We start from the raw sequence: 16,848 nt of genomic DNA on the forward strand, positions 1-16,848 counted from the left end.
GGCTCAGCTCTCCGCCTCGGTCGCGTCCAGCAGTGCGTCCAGTTCCTCGTCCGACAGCTGATCCAGCGAGGCCGGATCCAACTCCCTCGACACCCGTGCGATGGGCGCGTCCGCGAGTTGCTGCATCGAGCCCGCCATCCGCGACACCACCTCCGCCAGCCCCGCGAGCGTGGGCGACTCGAACACCGCCGTCAGAGGCAGCTCCACGCCCAGGGCCTCGCGCACGCGCGAGACGATCTGCGCGGCCATCAGCGAGTGGCCTCCCAGGGCGAAGAAGTCGTCCCGGGCGCCAATGCGCGGACGTCCGAGCAGCTCCGTCCAGATGCCCGCCAACGTCAGCTCCTCCGGCGTCGCGGGGGCGACGTACTCCGCGGCGTTGCCCGTGGGCGCAACGCGCGCACGCAGCAGCCGCCGGTCCACCTTCCCGCTCGGCGTCAGCGGCAGTGACTCCAGCGCCTCGAAGGCCGAGGGCACCATGAAGTCCGGCAGCCGCTCCTTGAGGAACGCGCGCAGTGCTGAAGCATCCAGCACCTGTTCCGGCTTCAGGACGACCCACGCCACCAACCGGGCCTCGCCGGGCGCGCTCTCGTGCGCCACGACGGCCACGCGGGTGACCGCCGGATGGAGCGCCAGCGACGCCTCCACCTCGCCGGGTTCTACCCGGGCGCCGCGCACCTTCACCTGATCATCCGCCCGGCCCAGGTACTCCAGCCGGCCGTCCATCCGCCACCGCGCCACGTCTCCCGTGCGGTACATCCGCGCGCCGGGCTCCTGACCGAACGGCTCCGGCATGAAGCGCTCCGCCGTCGCCTCCGGCCGGCCCAGGTAGCCCCGCGCCACGCCGGGCCCCGCCACGTACAGCTCGCCCCGCACGCCGGGCGGTACGGGCCGAAGCGAACCATCCAGGACGTACGCCCGCAGGTTGTCGATGGGCCGCCCGATGGAGACCGGGCCCGCGGTCACCTCGTCCGCCGTCGCGTCCGCCGCGACCTCCGAGGAGCCGTAGAGGTTGAGCAGCCGCGCATGCGGCATCCGCTCGCGGAAGCGCGCCGCCAGCTCGTCCGGCAGCCGCTCGCCGCTCGTCACCCAGGAGCGCAGCGAAGGCAGGCGCCGCGCCACGTCCGGCACCTCCAGCAACGCCCGCAGCAACGAGGGCACCAGCACCAGCCGCGTCACCCGGCCTGCTTCCAGTGCGTCCACCAGCCGCGCCGGATCCTTCACCGTGTCGTCCGGCAGCAGCACGGAGGGCACGCCCGCCAGCAGCGGCCCCAGCAGCTCCCACACCGAGTCCACGAAGCTCAGCGCCGTCTTCACGACGCACACCTCGCCGGGCTCGAACGGGAAGGTGCGCCACATCCAGGCGAAGCGGTTGAGCGTCGCCTTGTGCGTGGCCATCACGCCCTTGGGCCGGCCCGTGGAGCCGGAGGTGAAGATGACGTACGCGAGCGCGTCACCTCCTGGCGCTGGTGGCAGCGGCTCGCCGCCTTCCGGACCGTCCTCCTCCAGCCACAACGTGGGCGTGCCCGCATGCGGAGGCAGCCGGTCCGCCAGATGCCGCCGTGCGAGCAGCACCGACGGCCGGCTCTCCTCCACCATCCACGTCAGCCGCTCGCGCGGATACGCGGGATCCAACGGCACGTAGGCGCCGCCCGCCTTCAACACGGCCAGCACCGCCGCCACCATCTCCACCGATCGGTCCGCGCACAGGGCCACCCGTGATTCGGGCCCCACGCCCACGCTGCGCAGCCGACGGGCAAGCCGCTCCGCCCGGGCCGACAGCTCCCGGTACGTCACGCGCGTGTCTCTCGCCATCAGGGCCAGCGCGTCCGGCGTCCGGGCCACCCGCGCGTCGAAGAGCGCCGACAGGCTGGCGTCCTCGTCGAAGGCGATGCGCGGTCCGTTCCAGTCCTCCAGCACCCGCCGCCGCTCCTCGTCGCGCAGCATCGCCACGTCGGCGATCCGCTCCACTCCGGAGGCCAGTCCCTCCAGCAGCACGCGCCAGTGCTCCAGCAACCGGGCCACCATCTCCGCGCCCAGGAGCGCGGGGGCGTAGGCCAGACTCAGGCGCAGCTTCTCGCCGGGAACCACGTAGGCGATGAGCGGGTAGTTGCCCTGCTCCTGGCTCTCCACGTCCCGCACTTCCAGGCCCGGGACGTTCTGGCCCAGCGAGGTGTCGAGCGGGTAGTTCTCGAAGATGAGCAGGCTGTCGAAGAGCGGCAGCCCGCGCGGCACCTCGCTCCAGCCCTTCACCTGGACCAGCGGACTGTGCTCGTACCGGCGCAGCTCCAGTTGGCGGGCCTGGAGCTTCTGCAGCCAGGGCACCACCGCCTCACCGGAAGGCAGTCCCACGCGGATGGGCAGCGAGTTGATGAACAGGCCCACCATGGACTCGGCGTCCGGCAGGTCCACCGGGCGGCCGGAGACGGTGGCTCCGAACACCACGTCCTCCTCGCCCGCGTAGCGGCCGAGCAGCAACGCCCACGCGCCCTGCGCCAGCGTATTGAGCGTCACCGCGTTGCGCCGCGCGAAGGACTGGAGCGACGCGGTGGCTTCTTGCGACAGCCACAGCTTCTCCTCGCCCGTGACAGCGGCCTCCACTCCGGGCGCCACGGGCCGCGCGCCCGGCAGCGGTGTCGGCGTGGTGAAGCCCGCCAGCTCCTTGCGCCAGAACGCCTCCGCCAGCGACAGGTCCTGCCGCTGCACCCAGGCCATGTAGTCGCGCCAGGCGGGAGGACGCGGCAGCGAGGGCTCGCGGCCTTCGGTGAGCGCCGCGTAGCAGGCGAAGACCTGTTGCAGCATCAGGCCCACGCTCCATCCGTCCATCACCAGGTGGTGGTGGCTCCAGAGGAAGCGGTACTCCTCCTCTTCCACCCGGACCACCTGCATCCGGGCTAGCGGCGCGGGCGACAGCTTGAAGCCCCGGGTGCGGTCCTCGCGGACCAGGGCCGCGATTCTCGCGCGCTGCTCCTCCACCAGGACGCCGCGCAGATCATGCTCCGTCCAGGGCAGCTCCACCTTCGCGTGGACCACCTGGAGGGGTTCGGACAGGCCTTCGTGGACGAACGACGTCCGCAGGATGGCGTTGCGCGCGATGACCTCCGACCACGCCCTTCGCAGCGCGGCGACGTCGGCCTTGCCGCGCGACGTCCACGCGAGCTGTTCGTGGAAGACGCCCGAGCCCGGCGGGGCCAGCGCCACGTGGAAGATCATGCCCTGCTGGAGCGACGTGAGCGGATACAGGTCTTCGACGTCCGGGTATTGCCGCAGCAGGCGCTCCAGTGACGCGGGCGACAGCCGGGCGAGCGGGAAGTCACCGGGCGAGCGGCGCTCCGCATCCTGCGTGCCCCGGCCGGCCATCAGCTCGCGCAGTGACGCCACGAAGTCGCCCGCCACTGCTTCGATCGTGGCTCGATGATGAACGCTCGTGCTGAAGGCCCAGGAGACCTTGAGGCGGCCTTCGCTCACCACCGCGTTCACTTCCAGCCGGTGGGGCCGGCGACCTCCCGGACCATGCCATGGTCCGCTCGGCTCCTCCGTGAGGACGAAGCGCTCCGAGCCCCTGGCCGCCGCGTCGAGCTGGCCCAGGTAGTTGAAGCCCACCTCCGCATGCGGCGAGGAGCGCAGCGTCTGGACCGTGTCCTGACGCAGATGGCGCAAGAGCCCATGGCCGATGCCGTTCGCCGGCAACCGCCGCCGTGCGTCCCGCAGGGCCCGCAGCCCATCACCGGGACTGCCGCCCTCCGGCAACTCCACCTCCAGCGGGAAGGTGCTGGTGAACCAGCCCACCGTGCGTGACAGGTCCACGTCACCGAACAGCGCCTCGCGCCCGTGGCCTTCCAGTTCCAGCCGCACCTTGCGGCCTCCAGCCCAGTTCGCCACCGCCCGAGCCACCGCCGCGAGCAACACTTCGTCCACGCGCGCCCGGTACGCAGTGGGCACCTCGCCCAGCAGCGCCTTCGATTCCTCCGCGCCGAGCGTCACCGTCACCAGCGCTTCCGAGCCCGGCGTGTCCTCCCCTCCCGGCAGGTCCACCGGCAGCGCAGGGACATCACTCGCGGCCTTCCACAGCGGCAGCTCGCGCCCCAGGGCTTGCGAGTCGGCGTGCTGCATCAGCCGCTCCGCCCAGGACTTGAAGGACGTCGTCTTCGCCGGCAGTACCACCGGTTCACCACGCTCCAGTCGCGTGTAGGCCGCCTCCAGGTCCTCCAGCAGCGGACGCAGCGAGACTCCGTCCACCGCGAGGTGGTGCACCACCAGCAGCAGCCGATCCATCCGGCCCGCGCCCCGCTCGAAGAGGGCCGCGCGCAAGAGCAGCCCTTCGCCCAGGTCCAGGCTCCGGTGGACCTCCGCGCCCACTGCCTCCAATGCCGCACCCTGCTCTGCCTCCGGCACGGACGACAGGTCCACGCGCCGCACGGGGACGCGTTCGGGCACGCCCGCGAGGGACTGGCGCCAGCCCTCCGACGTCCGCGTGAAGCGCAGGCGGAGCGCGTCGTGGTGCGACACCAGCGCGCGCAAAGCCTCCTCCAGCAACGCCGCGTTCACCGGTTGGCGCACCTCCAGCACCGCCGCCAGGTTGTAGTGGTGCGGCTCCGGCAGCGCCCAGTCGTCGAAGAAGACGCGCTGCATGGGCGTCAGCGGCACGGGGCCTTCCACCAGCCCCTGCTCCGCCGTTCCCGCCTTCGCGGTCCCCGCCGCCGCGGCCAGCTCCACGAGCGTCTGCCGCTCGAAGAGCATGGCCGGCTCCAGTGCCAGCCCCGCCGCCTTCGCGCGGGAGACGATCTGGATGCCGAGGATGGAGTCGCCGCCCAGTTCGAAGAAGTTGTCGTGCAGGCCCACGCGCTCCACGCCCAGCACCTGGGCCCAGAGAGCCGCCAGCGTCTTCTCCGCTTCAGTGCGCGGCTCGGTGAAGGCCTTTCCGGTCCCCAGGCGCGCGGCGTCCGGAGCCGGCAGCGCCCCCCGGTCCACCTTGCCGCTGGGAGACAGCGGGAATGACTCCAGCGCGACGAAGGCCGCAGGCACCAGGTGCTCCGGCAGGCGCTCCTTCATGAAGGCCCGCAGCGCGGTCGTGTCCAAATCGGCGGCGTGCACGACGTAGCCCACCAGCCTCCGCGTTCCCGGCGGATCCTCGCGCACGATCGCCACCGCGTCGCGCACTCCGGGGTACTGGCGCAGCGTGGCTTCCACCTCGCCCAGCTCGATGCGGAACCCGCGCAGCTTCACCTGGAAGTCGGTGCGGCCCAGGTACTCCAGGCGCCCGTCCTCGCGGTAGCGGACCCGGTCGCCCGTCCGGTACAGGCGCGCGCCGGACTCACCGGAGAACGGATCCGGTCCGAAGCGCTCCGCCGTCAGCTCTGGCCGGCCCAGGTAGCCGCGCGCCACGCCCGGCCCGCCCAGGTACAGCTCGCCCGGGATGCCCGGAGGCACGGGCTGTCCCCGCGCGTCCAGCACGTAGGCGCGCATGTTGGCGATGGGGCGGCCGATGTCCGGGCGCTCCACGTCCAGCTCGGAGGAGACGGTCGCGCAGACCGACGCCTCCGTCGGGCCATAGCCATTGAGCAGCCGCCGGCCCGGCTTCCAGCGCCGCGCCAGCTCCGGGGTGCAGGCCTCACCGGCGGAGATGATCGTCTCCAGCGCGGGGAGCCCGTCCGGCTCCAACTGCGACAGCGACGACGGCGTGAGCGTCACCGTGGTGATGCCCCGCCCTTCCAGCACCGCGCGCAGCGGAGCGCCCGGCAGCAGCGACTCGCGCGGGACGAGGTGCAGCTCCGCCCCGGCCACCAGCGTGGACAGCACCTCCAGCACGGATGCGTCGAACCCGAGCGCCGCCGCCTGGAGCACGCGCCGTCCGGGGCCCACACCATGGGCCCGGGTGATGGAGTGCAGCGTGTTGCCAAGGCCCTGGTGCGGCACCAGCACGCCCTTCGGTGTCCCCGTGGAGCCAGACGTGTAGATGACGTATGCCAACTGGGACGGCAGCGAAGCCACGCGAGGCGGCTCCGAAGGATGGCGCGCGATGCGGCTCCACTCCGTGTCCACGGCGACGAGCAGCTCACCGCCCGCGGGGAGCACATCCACGAGGGCATCCTGCGTCACCACCACGGACAGCGCGGCGTCCCGCATCAGGTAGCTCAGCCGCGCCGTGGGGTACGCGGGATCCAAAGGGACGAACGCGCCGCCCGCCTTCAACACGCCCAGCAACCCGACCACCAGCTCCACGGAGCGCTCCGCGCACAGGCCCACCCGCACCTCCGGGCCCACGCCCAGGGTGCGCAGGTGGTGCGCGAGCTGGTTGGCCCGGGCTTCCAGTTCGGCGTACGTCAGGCGCTGGTCGTCGGCCACCACCGCCACGGCGTCCGGCGTCCGCGCGGCCTGGGCCTCGAAGAGACCGTGCAGGCTCACGTCCTGCGCGAACGTTTCGCGGGTGTCGTTCCACGTCACCAGCATCCGCTGACGCTCGGCCTCGGACAGCAGGGGTAGCTCCGCCACGCGCTGGGACGGATTCGCGGCGATGCCCTGCATCAACCGCACGAAGCGCTCCCACAGCAGCTCCACGGTGGACAGGTCGAACAGGTCCGCCGGGTACTCCAGGGCGCCCGAGAGGCCGTCCGTCGTCTCGCGCAGCTCCAGCGACAGGTCCACCTTGGTGGCGCCGATGTCGAGTTCGATCATCTTCACGCCGAGGCCCGGCGTGCGGACCTCCACCGTGGGCGTGTTGTGGAACGTGAGCATCGCCTGGACCAGCGGCATGCGGCTGGGGTCGCGAGGCACGCGCAGCTCGTCCACCAGTCGTTCGAACGGAATCTCCTGGTGGGCATACGCACCAATGGACGCCGTCTTCACGCGGCGGAGCAGCTCCACGAAGGTGGGCGCGCCCGACAGGTCGCCCCGGATGGCGAGCGTGTTGAGGAAGCAGCCGATGAGCCCCTCCAGCTCCGGGCGGTTGCGGCCTGCGGCGGACGTGCCGACGATGATGTCGTCCTGGCCCGAGTACCGGTGCAGCAGCGTCTGGAACGCCGCCGTCAGCACCATGAACGGCGTGGCGCCCTCGCGGCGGCCCACGGTCCACAGCGCTTCCATCAACGGCCTGGGTACCGCGACCTGGAGGCGGCCACCCCGGCCCGACCAGCGCGCGGGGCGAGGACGGTCCGTCGGAAGCTCCAGCACCTGCGTACCCGCGAGCTGCTGCTTCCAGTACGCGAGCTGGGCCTCCATGCCCGGCCCTCGCAGCCAGCCTCGCTGCCACACGGCGTAGTCCGCGTACTGCACCGGCAGCTCCGGCAGCGGCGATGGGCCGCCCGACGCGAGCGCGAGGTAGACCGCCACCAGTTCGCGGAAGAGGACGCCCCCGGACCAACCGTCCGAGGCGATGTGGTGCAGCGTGAGGTGCAGCACCGAGTCCGTCTCACCGATGCGGATCAGCGCGGCCCGCATCACCGGGCCGTGCACCAGATCGAAGGGCTTGCGCGCTTCGACCAACGCCAGCTTCAGGGCATCCGCTTCGCGCGCCTCGGCCGTGCTGCCATGGGCCTCCAGCCGCTCCAGCACCAGGGGCATGGACGTGGCGATCACCTGGTGCGCGCCGCCGTCCTCCAGCGCGAACGTGGTGCGAAGGACCTCGTGCCGGCGCACCAGCACGTTCAGCGAGGACTCCAGCAGCGTCACGTCCACCGCGCCATCCAGGCGCAGGGTGACGGTGTTGTTGTACGCGATGCCCGCCGGGTCGAGCTGGTTCAGGTACCAGATGCGCTGCTGCGGGAAGGACAGCGGCAGCGGCCGGTCGCGCGGCACGCGAGCCACCGGCGTGGCCAGCGCGGAGGGAAGCTCCGCGGTCGGCGTGCGCACAGCGGGAACCTGGGTCGCCACCGTGTCGCGAGCCGTCTTCACGGCCGGGCGGCGCACCTTCGCAGCGCGAGCAGGCGCCACCAGCTCCACGACTCCGGTGTCCCGGAAGCGGGCTCGCTGCCCCGTCAGGAAGAAGCGTTCGTCGGAGCCGGGCGGGGAGATGAAGCGCGCACGGGTGGCCTCCAGGTCGTTCCAGAAGCCGAGGGGAATGGCGGCGCCCCCCATGGCCAGCTCCCCCACCACGCCGACGGGCACCGGCCCGCCGGACGCATCGCGCACATACACGGGCGCGGAGGCGGGGGAAGGCCAGGCCGCGCCCACCAGGGAAGCCTCCAGTTCCACGGCGGGCCGTGCGGAGACATCTTGCGGCTCACCGCCCAGCATCCACTGGCGCACGCTGTCCAGGGAGCTTCCTGCTCCGGTGAGTTCCTCCAGGGCACGGGCCTGCGATGGAGCGCAGCGCAGCGTGGTGACCCCCTCGCTTCGGATGAGTTCCAGCAGCTCTCCGGGCTCGGAGGCACCCTCGGCCAGCGCTGTTTCGGCGGGCCGCACCTGGCTGCGCTTCCGCAGCACATCCAGCAGACGCAGGCTGGACATCATCGGCTCCAGCTCCACGCCGAAGTCCACGAGGCACGCGATCTCGTCCACATCCAGGGAGCGCACGCGCTCCACCACGCGCGCGCAGTCCTCGACCGAACCGAAGAGGCCGCCCTCGCGGATGTAGTGCTCCACGCCCTGCGCGAGCATCACCTCCACGTCCTCCGGGGTGAGTCCCCGCACGTCCACCTGGAGTCCCTGGCTCGCCACCAGGTTGGCGAAGACGTCCACCGAACTGCGGAAGTAGCGCAGCAACGGTTCGCGCACGGCCTCTCGCACCGCGTCCAGGTCCTCGCCGAGGAAGGTGTGGAGCATCAGCGTGACCTGGCCACGGCCGGGGCCATGCCCTGCCTTGCGATACGTCTCGCGGTACAGCGCCACCTTCGCCGCGAGTTCATCCAGGCTGGAGCCCAGCCCGAGCACGTTGGTGAGGATGCCCGCGCCCACCTCGCCAGCCTTGCGGAACGTCTCCGGGTTGCCCGTGGAGGTGAGCCACACCGGCAGCTCCGCCTGCTTCGGCCGGGGCCGCAACGCCAGCTCCACCTCGTTGCCCGCGCCGTTGCGGCGCTTCACCGTGCCGCCGCGCCACAGCCTCCGCACTTCCTCCAGCCGCTCGATGAGCACCTCGCGCCGCCGGGCGAAGGTGTCCGGAGACAGCGAGAAGTCATTTGCGTGCCAGCCCGTGGCGAACGAGATGCCGACGCGTCCCTTCGACAGGTTGTCCACCACGGACCACTGCTCGGCCACCTCGATGGGATCATGGAGTGGCAACACCACGCTGCCCGCGCGGATCTGCACGTTGCGCGTGAGCATGGCCAGCGCACCGCCCACCACCGAGGGCTGGGGATACAAGCCGCCGAACGAATGGAAGCGCCGCTCCGGAGTCCAGACGGCGGAGAAGCCGTGCGCGTCCGCGAACTTCGCGCCCTCCAGCAGCAGTTCGTACTTCTCCTCGCCCAGCGAGTCCTCGTCGTTGGCGAAGTAGGACAGGCTGAAGTCGAGGGGTCGGCGGGTGTCCGGCTTCCGACCCAGGACGGCGAAGCGCGCGGCCAGCCGCTCGGGCGGGAGGACGACGCGCATGCCTCGAACCAGCGCCCACAGCAGGTCCAGCCCTGCTGGGTCCGCGGAAGGCCCGCCCGCCGCCAACCACACCCCACCCTCGTTCGCGCCCATTCGCGCGTCCAGCGAAGCCAGCACGTGCGCGATGTTGCGATGGGACAGCATCACGCGGCCACGCCCACCCAGTGCATCAGGCGAGGGAACAATGAACGCCAGGCGCTCGGGGGGCACGGCCTGCGGCGCTGTCGCCCCACCTGCTTCCACGGACTCCACCGCCAGCGCGCGGAAACCCTTGGGAAGCGAGGGGACGTCACCGGACCGGGCCACCAACAACAGCCGGGGTCCTTGCACGGGAAGGAGGGATGCCAGCTCCGCGACCTCTCCCGCCGTCACGGGAAGGCATGCCCCGCCCGCCTCCAGCACGCCCCAGAGCGCGATGACCGACTCGACCGACGGCTCCATCCGCACGGCCACCGGAACCTCTACGCCCACGCCCTCCTGCTTCAGCCGGGTCGCGAGCCCACGGGCCCGTGCAGCCAGCTCCCGCCAGGTGAGGCGGCGAGTTCCCGTACTGATCGCCACTGCATCAGGCGTCCGCTCCACACGAGCCTCGAGCCGTGACAGCAGATCGGCGGCGGACGCCTCCACGACCACTGGCACCGGAACGCTCCGCTCCTCGGGAGCCACCAGCGGCATCCGCGACACACGCAGCTCCGGATCCGCGAGGACCGCGCCGAGCAGTGTCTGGAGGTGCCCCGCCAGCCGCGCGACGCGCGACTCGTCATAGAGTTCGGTGGCGTACTCGATGAAGCCGTGGAAGCCGCCGCTGTCGCTCTCGTTCAAGAGCAGCGTCAGCTCACCGAGCGTGGCGCCAAACTGCGCGGGCGTGCCCGGCACCTCGACCAGACGGATGCCCAGGCCGCCCACCGACGGAGCCGCCGTGGCGATGTGCGCGTGCAGCACCAGGGCCGCGTCACACAGACGCGAACGTGCCGGATCCCTTCCAGGCGCCACGAGGGGCAGCAGGTGTTCGAAGGGGACGTCCTGATGGCTGGACGCACCAATCGTCGTCTCGCGCGCCCGCGCCACCAGCTCGCGGAACGACGGATCGCCCGAGAGATCCGTGCGCAGTGCCATCGCATGGGCGACGAAGCCGATGAGCGGCTCCAGCTCGCCCCGTGCGCGGTTGCCCACCGGCGTGCCCACCACGATGTCCTCGCGCCCCGAGTAGCGGGCCAGCACCGACGACAGCGCCGCCAGCAGCGTCATGAAGGGCGTCACGCCCTCGCGCTGGCTGAAGGCCATCAACGCGTCGCTGAGTTCCTGAGACAGGACCACCGGGAAGCGGGCCCCACGCAGGCGCAGGTTCGTCCCGCGCGGACGATCCGAGGCCAGCTCCAGGGACGGAGGAAGCTCCGCCAGCACCTCGCGCCAGTACGCCTCCTGGGCCGCCAGCTTGCCCCCGGCCAGCGAGCGGCGCTCCCACGCCGCCGCATCCACGTACTGCACGGCCAGTTCCGGCAGTGGCGCCGGCTTGCCTTCGAGGAACGCGTGGTAGTTCGCCGCCATCTCGCGGAAGAACGCCACCATGGACAGCGTGTCCGCGGCGATGTGGTGCACCGTGAGCAGCATCAGGTGCTCCGCCTCCTCCAGCCGCAGCAGGCTGGAGCGGACGATGGGTCCGTGCTCCAGCGAGAACGGCCGCACCGCCTCCTCCAGCGCCAGACGCAGCGCCTCCGCCTCACGGTCTCCACCGTGTCCACGCAGGTCCACCACGGGCACCTGGATGCGGACCTCCGCCGCGAAGCGCTGGATCACGCGCCCGTCCTGCACGCGGTACGTCGCACGCAGCATCTCGTGCCGGCGGATGACCTCGTTGATGCTCCGCGCCAGGACCGCGACGTCGAGCACCCCGGAGAGCCGTACCGCCAGCGGCATGTTGAGGGACGGATTGCCCGGGTCGAGCTGCTCCATCCGCCAGACGCGCTCCTGCACCACGGACAGGGGCAGCTCACCCGTGCGGTCAATGCGCACCATCAGCTCGGACGCCGCCATGCCGTCCGAGGGATGGGAGGCCTGGAGCATGGCCTCGATGCGCTTGGAGATGCCCGCCACGGTGGGGGCTTCGAACAGCGCGCTCAGCGGGAGCTGCACGTTGAACGTCTCACGCAGACGCGTGAGCATCTGCGCCGCCATCAGCGAGTTGCCACCCAGCTCCAGGAAGTCGTCGTCCGGGCCCATCTCCACCGCGCCCAGTCGCTCGCGCCAGATGTCCATGACGCGTTGCTGGATCTCTCCCACGGAGGCGGGGACCTCGGTGGCGAGAGGGGGTTTCTGGGTAGGGCTCTGCTCCGAGGGACGGAACACCGTCGCGGACGGCGCCGGCAGCACGAGCGGCGCGCCCTGTGACTCCAGGCGGCAGGACTTCTCCTCGAACGGGTACGTGGGCAGCGGAACGCGGCGGCGCTGCTCCCCGCCGTGGAACTTCTGCCAGGCCACGTCCACACCCGCGGACCACAGGTCGCCCAGCGATTGCAGCAACCCACGATGGTCCCCTTCCGTGGGCCGGCGGCGCAGCGACGGAGCGGCGAGCAGGTGTTTCTCCTGCCGCGTCCGCGCCCGGACCAGCGAGGTGAGGTCCGTTCCCGGGCCCACTTCCAGCAGGACGCTGCACCCCTCACCGAGCAGTGCCTCCACGCCCTCGGCGAAGCGGACCGGCTGGCGCATCTGACGGGCCCAGTACGTGGGGTCGGTGGCCTCCTCGGGACGGATCCACGTGCCCGTGAGGCTGGACACGAACGGCAGCTCCGGCTTCTTCAGGCGCAGCGAGGACACCGCCCGCGCCAGGTCCGGCATCAGCGGCTCCACCGCGCTGGAGTGGAACGCATGGGCCGCGGGCAGGCGCACCACACCCACGCCGCGCTCCGAGAGCACGCCCTGCAACTTCGCGATGGCCTCCACCGGCCCGGAGACGACACACCGGCCCTGCCCGTTGACGGCCGCCAGCGCGAGCCCGTCCCCGAGCAGCGGAAGCACCTCCGCCTCCTCCAGCCCCACCGCGAGCATCGCGCCGGGAGGCAACCGCGCCATCAGCGCGCCCCGAACCACCGCGAGCCGCAATCCGTCCTCGGGCGACAGCACGCCGGCCACACAGGCCGCCGCGTACTCGCCGTAGCTGTGCCCCAACAGCGCATGGGGCTTCACGCCCCAGGACATCCAGAGCCGGGCCAGCGAGTGCTCGACGATGAAGAGCGCGGGAAGCGCCACGCGCGGATCCGAGAGCTTCCGGGCCGCGGACTCCTCCTGACCCTCGGCGGGCAGAAGAAGCGCACGCACCTCGGCCGCGAGCGACGGCTCCAATCGGCCCAGCGCGGCGTCCACGTCCTTGCGGAAGCCCGGCTCGGCGGCATGAAGCTCGCGCCCCATGCCCACCGCCTGCGCGCCCTGCCCCGGGAACAGGAAGGCCACCCGGCGATTGCGACCCGCCTCCACCGTCGCGGGCTTGCGCAGTCGCTCCGCCAGCTCGGCCCCGTCCGCCGCCACCACCGCGCGGCGATGCTCGAAGGCGCGGCGGCCCACGTTGCGCGTGAAGGCCACATCCGCCAGCGACAACCCCGGCGCGGCTTCCACATGCGCGGCCAGCTCGCGCGCCATCGCCTCCAGCGCGGAAGGCGTACGCGCGGACAGCGTCACCACGTGCCGCGGTCGAAGGCTGCGCGGGCTCACCGCGTCCGGAGGCGCCTCCTCCACCACCACGTGGGCATTGGTGCCACCGATACCGAAGGAGCTCACGCCCGCGCGGCGCGGTGCATCGCCTCGCGGCCAGGGCTTCAGTGCCGTGTTGACGAAGAAGGGACTGCGCTCGAAGTCGATCTCCGGGTTGGGACGCTCGAAGTGGAGGCTCGGGGGCAGCTCGCCGTGCTGGAGCGACAGCACCACCTTGATGAGTCCGGCCACGCCGGCCGCCGCGTCCAGGTGCCCCAGGTTCGTCTTGAGCGAACCGATGCCGCAGAAGCCCGTGCGCTCCGTCGTCTTGCGGAAGGCCCGCGTCAGCGCGGCGATTTCAATGGGGTCCCCGAGCGACGTACCCGTGCCGTGGGCCTCCACGTAGCTGATGTCGTCACCTTCCAGGCCCGCGTAGGCCAGCGCATCCGCGATGACCTCCGTCTGACCCTCGATGCTCGGCGCGGTGTAGCCGACCTTCTGTTGGCCGTCGTTGTTGACGGCGGAGCCCTTGATGACCGCGTGGATGTGGTCTCCGTCCCGCAGCGCGTCCGCGAGCGGCTTGAGCACCACCACGCCCACGCCGTTGCCCGCGACGGTGCCCCCGGCCTGATGGTCGAAGGCGCGGCAGTGACCGTCCGGCGAGAAGATGAGTCCGTCCTGGTGCAGGTAGCCCGTGCGCTGGGGGCTGGCGATGCGCACCGCGCCGGCCAGCGCGATGTCCGACTGCCGCGTCAGCAGGCTCTGGCAGGCCATGTGGATGGCGACCAGGCCGGTGGAGCACGCGGTGTACACGGCGATGCTCTCGCCCCGGAGCTGGAGCTTGAAGGACGCCTTCATCGCCAGGCTCTCCGGGCCGGCGGTGGCCAGCTCCAGTCCGGCCCCCGGGTCCTTGCGCGCCTCGTTCAGCAGGTTCAGCAGGTGGCCCGAAGCGCCCGCGCCCGCGTAGAGCGAGATGCGGCCCTTGTAGCGCGTGGGGTCATACGCCGCGTCCTCCAGCGCCGCCCAGGCGCACTGGAGGAACACACGCTGCTGCGGATCCATCCACTGCGCCTCGCGCAGGGGGATGTCGAAGAAGCCGTGGTCGAAGCCGTCCGCGCCTTCGAGGATGCCGCCGGCGCGGATGAAGCGCGGGTGCTTCCACAGCTCCTCCGGAATGAGCGGCGAGCGCTCCAGCTCGGCCTCGGAGAAGAACGAGATGGACTCCACGCCGCCACGGACGTTGTTCCAGAAGTCCCCCAGGTCGCGAGCGCCCGGGAAGCGGCCGGCCATGCCGATGACCGCGATGTCGTTGCCGGTGTCTTCGCCCTGCACGTCATCTGCCTCAGTCATTGTCGTGATTCCCTCGCCGGCCCTGCCGCCGGATCGCCTGCCGCCGCTGCTGGGCGCGATCCACGTGGGCCTCGTTGTCCTGGGTGTCCGCCGCCGACTCGCCGTCCCGCTCCAGGGACATGACGAACGCGCGGACGGTGGGATGTTCGAAGAAGCGCGTCGCCGGGACGTCGCGCTTCAGGGTGTCGCGCAGCAATGCGCACGCCTTGACCACGGACATGGAGCTGCCGCCCAGGTCCGCGAAGAAGTGGTCCTCCACGCCGACCCGCTCCACGCCGAGCACCTTCGCCCAGAGCTCCGCCACCTGGCGCTCCAGCGCCGTGCTCGGCTCCGCGAACGTGCTCCCAGCCGGGCGTGCCACGTCCGGCTCCGGCAGCGCCGCGCGGTCCAGCTTGCCCACCGGGGTGAGCGGCAGCGCGGACAGCGGCACCAGCGCTGAAGGCACCATGAACTCAGGCAGCGCCTCCGCCAGGAAGGCCCGCAGCACGCGAGGCTCCAGCATCTCCCCTGCCCTGGGCACGGCGTAGGCCACCAGCCGCTTGCCACCCGCGGGGTCCGGCCGGGCCACCACCACCGCCTCGGCCACCGCCGGGTGCGTGCGCAGCGCCTCTTCCACCTCGCCCGGCTCCACCCGGTAGCCGCGCACCTTCACCTGCGCGTCGAGCCGTCCGAGGAACTCCAGCGTCCCGTCCTCGCTGTAGCGCACGCTGTCGCCGGTGCGGTACAGCCGCCCGCCCGCCTCCGTCCCGAAGGGATCCGGAACGAAGCGCTCCGCCGTCAGCTCCGGCCGCCCCTGGTAGCCCCAGGCCAGACCGTCCCCGCCGATGAGCAGTTCGCCCGGCACGCCCACGGGCACCGGCAGCAAGCCACCGTCCACCACGTACACGCGCGTGTTCGCGATGGGCCGGCCGATGGGGATGGCTCCGTCCGTGACGGCGCCCTCCATCACATGGCAGCAGGTGAAGGTGGTGCCCTCGGTGGGCCCATAGCCGTTGATCAGGACGCCACCGCGTGCGAGCCGCTCGCGCACCACGGTCGGAGGCAGCACGTCTCCGCCCGCCAGCAACTGCCGCACCCCGTCCAGCGCGTCCGGCCTCGCGGCGCTGATGGCCTCGAAGAGCGCTGCGGTCAGCCACAGCGTGGTGACCCCGTGGCGGGTGAGTACGTCCTTGAGCGAGTCCACCGTGGGCGTCTGGGGAGGAAAGAGGACCAGCTTCGAGCCGTGCAGCAGCGCGCCCCACAGCTCGAAGGTGGCGGCGTCGAAGCAGATGGGCGCGAGTTGGAGGAAGACCTCCTCCGGTCCCCACCGTGCGAACCGCGAGCCCAGCACCAGCCGCGACACCGCGCGCTGCGGGACGCAGACGCCCTTGGGCCGTCCCGTGGAGCCCGACGTGTACATGACATACGCCAGCGACTCCGCGGGCACCGTCACCTGCGGCGAGGCTTCGGACTCATGCGCCACCTCACTCCAGGCTTCGTCCAGCAGCAACACCGCCGCGCTCCCCGAAGGCAGCAGCTCCAGCACCGACCGCTGCGCCAGCACCACGGGCAGCCGCGAGTCCTCCACCATGAAGGCCAGCCGCTCTCGCGGGTAGGTGGGATCCAGCGGCACGTACGCACCGCCTGCCTTGAGGATGCCCAGCATCCCCACCACCAGTTCGAGCGAGCGCTGCACGCACAGGCCCACGGGCGTCCCCGGCCCGACGCCGCGCTTGCGCAGGTAAGCAGCGAGCTGATTCGCCCGCCGGTCCAGCTCGCCGTACGTCAACCGCGAGGCCTCGCACTCCACCGCCACCGCGTCGGGCGTGCGTGCCGCCTGCGCCTCGAAGAGCTCCGCGAGGCAGGCCTCACGGGGGTAGTCCACCGCGGTGTCGTTCCACTCCACGAGCACGCGCTGGCGTTCCGCCGCGTCCATCATGGGCAGCTCGCCCAGACGCTGGCCGGGGTCCGCGACCGCGCCCTCCAGGAGCACCTGGAGCTGCTTCATCAGCCGCGCGGCCGTCTCCGAAGTGAAGAGGTCCGCGTCGTACTCCAGCGTTCCCCCCAACCCTTCCGGCGTGTCGGAGAGGGAGAGCGTGAGGTCGAACTTCGCCGTGCCCGAGCCCAGTTCCACGGGGCGCAAGGCCAGCCCCTCGGGCGAGACATCGCGCCGTGTGCCCTCCTGAAGCGCGAACACCACCTGCACCAGCGGCGCGTGGCTCAGGCTGCGGGGCGGATGCAGGGCCTCCACCAGCTTCTCGAACGGCACGTCCTGGTGGGCGTACGCATCCAGGGTCGTCTCCCGCACCTGCC

General features: G+C 71.7%; 2 protein-coding genes (1 of these 2 running past the window's edge). Both read right to left on the reverse strand.

Annotation, left to right across the window (positions count from 1 at the left end):
* Window positions 1–3 precede the first annotated feature (3 nt).
* Window positions 4–14,556: a non-ribosomal peptide synthetase/type I polyketide synthase gene (locus tag D7Y13_RS01140; RefSeq protein ID WP_120582309.1), complete on the reverse strand. Its 14,553-nt coding sequence runs from the start codon at window positions 14,554–14,556 to the stop codon at window positions 4–6.
* Window positions 14,549–16,848, reverse strand: the 3' end of a protein-coding gene (locus D7Y13_RS01145; RefSeq protein ID WP_120582310.1) for a non-ribosomal peptide synthase/polyketide synthase. Its footprint extends 14,902 nt past the window's final position; only the last 2,300 of its 17,202 coding nucleotides appear in the window; its start codon lies off the right edge, out of view — the gene reads right to left on this strand; it ends in the stop codon at window positions 14,549–14,551. Before D7Y13_RS01145 ends, D7Y13_RS01140 begins: the two co-directional genes overlap by 8 nt.

The sequence above is a fragment of the Corallococcus praedator genome, assembly GCF_003612125.1.
Lineage (GTDB): Bacteria > Myxococcota > Myxococcia > Myxococcales > Myxococcaceae > Corallococcus > Corallococcus praedator.

Excerpts from the sequence above, each read along its gene's own strand:
- D7Y13_RS01140 (WP_120582309.1), bottom strand. The coding sequence starts at position 14,556 with ATGACTGAGGCAGATGACGTGCAGGGCGAAGACACCGGCAACGACATC.